Source organism: uncultured Tyzzerella sp., from assembly GCF_963558545.1.
Classification (GTDB): domain Bacteria; phylum Bacillota; class Clostridia; order Lachnospirales; family CAG-274; genus Tyzzerella.
The window spans coordinates 1-5,643 of record NZ_CAUWHO010000078.1; the positions used below are offsets into that span (position 1 = coordinate 1).

Annotated in this window: 7 protein-coding genes; 6 read left to right on the forward strand and 1 reads right to left on the reverse strand. The window is 19.7% G+C overall.

What is annotated here, in order from left to right; all coding sequences use genetic code 11:
• Positions 1-1,218 (forward strand): hypothetical protein (locus R5Z65_RS09350; protein ID WP_317368724.1); only part of this gene is annotated, 1,218 nt, incomplete at its 5' end.
• 2 nt (positions 1,219-1,220) lie between these two features.
• On the opposite strand, the gene R5Z65_RS09355 is transcribed toward R5Z65_RS09350, so the two are convergent.
• Positions 1,221-1,355, reverse strand: a complete 135-nt coding sequence (locus R5Z65_RS09355) for a hypothetical protein (RefSeq protein ID WP_317368725.1) — start codon at positions 1,353-1,355, stop codon at positions 1,221-1,223.
• 355 nt (positions 1,356-1,710) lie between these two features.
• Between R5Z65_RS09355 and R5Z65_RS09360 the strand changes: the two genes are divergently transcribed.
• The 5 genes from R5Z65_RS09360 to R5Z65_RS10275 form a co-directional block, all read left to right on the forward strand.
• Entirely contained in the window at positions 1,711-2,592 is an 882-nt protein-coding gene (locus tag R5Z65_RS09360) for a radical SAM protein (protein ID WP_317368726.1), read from the forward strand.
• The gene (locus R5Z65_RS09365; RefSeq protein WP_317368727.1) at positions 2,540-3,070 is read left to right on the forward strand and encodes an SPASM domain-containing protein; all 531 of its coding nucleotides are present in this window, start codon (positions 2,540-2,542) and stop codon (positions 3,068-3,070) included. Before R5Z65_RS09360 ends, R5Z65_RS09365 begins: the two co-directional genes overlap by 53 nt.
• Before the next feature lie 3 nt (positions 3,071-3,073).
• Positions 3,074-4,285, forward strand: coding sequence for a radical SAM protein (locus tag R5Z65_RS09370; RefSeq protein ID WP_317368729.1), 1,212 nt, complete (start codon positions 3,074-3,076; stop codon positions 4,283-4,285).
• Between the two features lie 16 nt (positions 4,286-4,301).
• Positions 4,302-5,474 carry an MFS transporter gene (locus R5Z65_RS09375; protein ID WP_317368731.1) on the forward strand — a complete coding sequence of 391 codons (1,173 nt, stop codon included), beginning with the start codon at positions 4,302-4,304 and terminating at the stop codon, positions 5,472-5,474.
• A 106-nt stretch (positions 5,475-5,580) separates the two neighbouring features.
• Positions 5,581-5,643 (forward strand): LysM peptidoglycan-binding domain-containing protein (locus tag R5Z65_RS10275; RefSeq protein WP_369124038.1); only part of this gene is annotated, 63 nt, incomplete at its 3' end.

Below are 5,643 nucleotides of genomic sequence, written 5' to 3' on the forward strand. Positions count from 1 at the left end.
TTTTATAATATAGCATATATTTTATACTTAAATAATAAATATGATGAAAGTTTATTATATGTTAATAAAGGAATTGAATATATTGTTAATAATAAATCTATATTTTATTTAAAGAATTTTTTATTATTAGTAGTGAATTTGAATGATTATATAAATTATGAATTATTTAATATAAGTAAAAATATTAAATATAAAGATATAAATGTAATATTAGAAGCTATTGATGAATTGAGCTTAAAAAATTTTGATGAGAGAGATATTTATATAAGACCATATAATAGTGTGTATTCTATAAATGAAGTAATAAGAAATACAAGAAATTATAGTAACAAAACACAAGAAGAGCTTATGTTATCAAAAGATATGAAGTCATTTATAGCAAATCAATATAATATATCTAACATAGAAAATTGTAAACAAACTCCTAATAAAAAATCATCAAAAAATTTTTTACAAGCATTGGATATTGGAAATGAAGAAGAAACTTACAGATTACCAGTTATTGAAGAAGATTTTATGTTACAAGAACTAGTTTGGAAAATAGATTTTAATATCACTCATAATTATAATGAGGTTATTATATTACTAGATTTATTAAAAAGCAAAATAGATAATAATAACATATACAATAAGCAATATATAGAAAAATGTGAATTATTTATTAAAGATGAAGTAACTCCATTGACATATGAAGAATATAAGAATGAAATTTTTAGAATTTTATCAATTACTATAAAAGATGTAAATAAATTAAAAAATGAAGAATGGAAAAGGTTTTTTACAAAAGAAGAACTTAGATTATTATTAAATATAGGAGGGGCATATCATAAAGGTAGTAATTACAAAGAAGCACTAATATGGTATAAAAAATTAGAAAAATATTTTAAAGAGTTTTATCCTTTATCTGGAACAATTGTTTATAAAACGTTGTTATACAGTTTATCTCAAGTATATGGCTTATCAGAAAAATATGAAGAATCTATTAAAAAAAGTAAAGATTGTTTAATTTTAAGTATAATTAATAATGAAGCATATATTTTTTATAAAGCATTATATAATATAGGATGGTGCTATGGAAAGATTATGTTAGAAAATGATACCTATAAAAAACAATGCCATAAAATACTTAATCAATCTAAATGTTTTGCAAAACTTTATAATGATAAAAGACTAGAAAATAATATAGATGAAAAAATAAAAATATGGCATTTAAGTTAAAATTATTGTTTTTCAGCTTTATCATCACAGAAATTTTCAATAACATTTTTACTAGATTTAAAAGTTGATAAATTTAAGTTAGAAGTTAATAAAGTAAAAGTAAAAATAAGACAAAGTGTAGTTTTTAATTTTTTCATATATTTATACCCCCTAAAAATTATATTAATAATTTTAACTTATAATAATTTAAAATAGTATATTATTTGTGGAAAATATTTTTATTCAATAAATAATATACATAAATGAGTAAAAAATATGTATATTAATTACAAGCTATTATTTAAAATAATAGTTTATAAAATTAATATATTTTACATACTTTAAGGAGGAATAACTATGAAATCATTAAACAACAAAAATTTACAAATTAAAACAGAAAGAGAAGTATGTTTATACGCACATTGCAAATAATGTGAAAATTTTAAAAGACTTAATATTTTATTATTAAGTCTTTTAATTTATAAAATTATTAAATAGAAGGAGCTTACATTTGTGATATTAATAAACGAAATAGAAATAATAGATATCCCAGAAGAAAATAAATTCATAGTAATAAATTTATTAAATGGTAATGCCGATATATTAGATATAGAATATTTAGATATAATAAAAAATAATAAATTAACTACTTTAGTTAATGATGAAATTAAAAACTGTTTAATAGAAAGAAATTATATATTTGAAACTTATGAGGAATATGAAAAATATTTGAAAGAAATAAATGATTATTTACTTAAAGAATTAGTTAAACAACCACCTAATTTTATATACATACCAACATATAAATGCAATTTAAGATGTTACTATTGTTTTGAAGAAACTTATGAAAAAAATGAAGGTGAAGATATAATTAACAATGATATAGACACTTTTTTTAATGCAATAAAAATTATAGCTAAAATTATAGAAGATAAAAACAATATAAATTATGATAATAAAGACATATTGGTAGATATTACTGGTGGAGAGCCTTTATTATTGAAAAATAGGGATACAATAGAAAGAATATTATATAATGTACACCAAAATGGATATAAGATAAATATTATAACTAATGGTACAACAATTGATAAATATATGGATATATTAAAAAAATATAAAATAAATGGTATTCAAGTTACTTTAGATGGTGATAAAGAAACTCATAATAAAATAAGAGTGAGTAAAGATGGGAAACCAACATTTGATAAAATTGTGAGTAATATAAAAAGTTTATCTACTATTGTAAATAGTATTTCTATTAGAATAAATTTAACAAATAAAAATATTAATACATTAGATAATTTAGCAGATGAATTGGAACAAATTATAGGTTTTGATAATGTATATATATATTTATATTTTACAACAAGAAGGTATAAGCGAACAATCTAGTATAATAGATGAAGTAGAATGTATAAAGATATTGAATGAAAAGAAAAAGTGTAATCCAAAATTAAAAAATTTTAATATTAATTTTCACGGAAAACATTTAGTTGATTCAATATTTGAAAATAAACAATTTTATTCTAAAGTTTGTATTTGCAGTGCAATGAGTAATCAATATATATTAGATTTTCAGGGTAATATATACAAATGTTGGTGGGGAATGGGAAATTGTGAAAAAAGGGTAGGCACATATTCTAAAAATAATGTTTTAATAGATGAAAATTTAATTTTAAGTTATAATAATAGAAATGTTTTAAATATGACTAAATGTGCCAATTGCAAATATAGGTATGTTTGTGGAGGTAGTTGTACAGGAGTTATGGACATTAATAATATACTAGATGGAGTAACCAAATGCCCGAACTTTAAAGAGATTTTCAGATATGTAATAAGAGAAAAGTATTTAGAAATGATTAGGAGTTAATTTATGGAACTATCACATTATACTAATATAATAAAAGTAAATAATAGAAATTTTTTATTTAATTCTTTATATGGTACATTAGATGAAATTAACCAAGATTTTTTTAAAAGCATATATGATAAAACGTTAATTAAAAATGAAAAAGATAATATGCTAGAAAGAAAATATTTTGATTATGAAGACCAATTTATTACCTATAAAAATATGGCTAAAAAATATTATGAAGATAATAAAATAGGGTATAGATTTTATATAATGTATTCATTAAAATGTAATTTAAAATGTACATATTGTTTTCAAAATAGAGAAGATTATGATAAACAACTAGATATTTATCAATTAGATAATATTTTAGATTTTATTTTAGAAAAGATAAGTAAAGAACATTTAGACGATAATGAAATAATTTTATATGGAGGTGAGCCATTATTAGAACAAAATTATAACCTTATTGAAAAAACACTTAAATTTGCCAGTGAAAATGATTTAGATATAAGAATTATAACAAATGGAGTAAATATAGAAAAATTTTTAGAATTAATTATTAATTATAAAAATATAATAAAGGATATAATTATAACAGTTGATGGTAATAAAAAAACACATAATAAAACAAGAATATTTTATAATAATCTAGGAACATATGATATAATAGAAAAAAATATTAAGATTTTAAAGGATAAAAAAATAAACTATACAATAAGAGCTAACTTAAATTATGAAATGTTTGAAAATATTTTAAATAATTGTGAACTATCAGATATTATGTTAAACTCAAAAAAGAGTTATTATAGAGTCCATTTTGATGATTATAATAATAACTTACCATTTAAAAATATAATAGAACTATATTTAAAGAATAAAGTTGAGTTTAATGAATTATCTATAAATCAAGTAAAGTCATTTATATCACTTATTGAAACAGAAAATATATATCCTATTTTTAGATATTGTAATAGAGAAAAGATAAATGTTTTTTATCCTAATGGTAAAAGTATATATAATTGTACTGAATTATACACAGAAGATAAAGATATTACAAAAAGTAAATATCATTTCAAATATAATTTAGTATGTAAAGAATGTAAATTATTACCGATATGTGGCGGAGGATGTCCAGCTGAAAATAAAAATGATTTTAAAAAATATACTGAGTGTATGATATATAATGACTTATTAGATATGGTTAAATACTATATTGAATATGTGTATTAAGGAGAAATAAAGGTTAATGTTTAAGAATAAGAATATAATATTATATTTGATATACACCTTACTTTCAAGTATATCATTTATATCACCATATACAAACTTATATTTAAGAGAAAAATTTGGATTTAGTGTATCTAGTATAGGATTAATATTAATAATATATCAAATAACTAAGTTTATTTTTGAAATACCTACTGGAGTTATAGCTGATAAATATGGTAAAAAAATAAGTGTTATTATTGGTAATATTTTGATAATTTTTTCATATATTATTCTGTTATTAAATATGCCGATATTAGTTTATATTAGCTTTTTTCTAAAAGGATTAGGATATACATTTATATCTGGAAGTTTTGAAGCACTTTTTGTTAATTCTTTAGATAATAAATACTTAGTAAAACTAAATTCAATTGAAAGGATATTTTTTTATTTTGGAATAGGTATATCAAGTGCAATAGGTGGATTAATTATAGATATATTAGATTACAATACAATTATTATATTAGATACTTTAATAATTATAGGAATATTTATAATTTCTTTACTTGTTAAAGAAACTAAAGAAGAAATTAATTCTGAGGAGAAATTTCTTAAAAGTTCAATAAGCTTAATACTAAGTAAAAAATTTCTAATATGTTTTTTATTACTGGATTTAGTTACAGCTATTTCATTTATCAACATAGAAGATTTTTATTCTACTGTTTTAAGTAATAATGGTTTAAATATAAAGATGATAGGTGTTATAATAGCATTACAGCTTTTTGTTTCATCTCTTATAGGGTACATTATACATAGTGTTTATAAAAGATTAAATAAGGTTAAGGTATATTTAATTTACTCTATATCACAGGTAATCTTTGCACTATGTATATACCTACAAAATAGTATATTTTTAATGTTTACTTTTTATATATTAAGTTCAATTTGTTTTTCTTTGTTCGCACCTATAAAATATGAAATATTCCAAGCAAATATAAACAATGAAATACGTTCTACTGTGTTATCTATAAAAAGCTTAACAATAGCAATAGGTGGTGTAATATCATATTTTATGGTATTTTTACTTGGTAAATATCTAACAATAGAAAAAATAACAATAATACTTTTAATAATAACACTAATATCTTATATTATAATAAATATAATTTTATTTAAAGATATGAAAGATTTTTATAATGATAGTAATGAATAATGTATTATTATCAATAAATTAGATACAAAAGGAATTATTATATTGATTTATCATTTTATGAAATATACAATAAAGTTATAAGTATTTAAATTTTTTATTTCCTATCTTGACAGCATCATATGTTGTACAATCTGGCGATACCCTTTGGGATTTAGCAAAAAAATTTAAT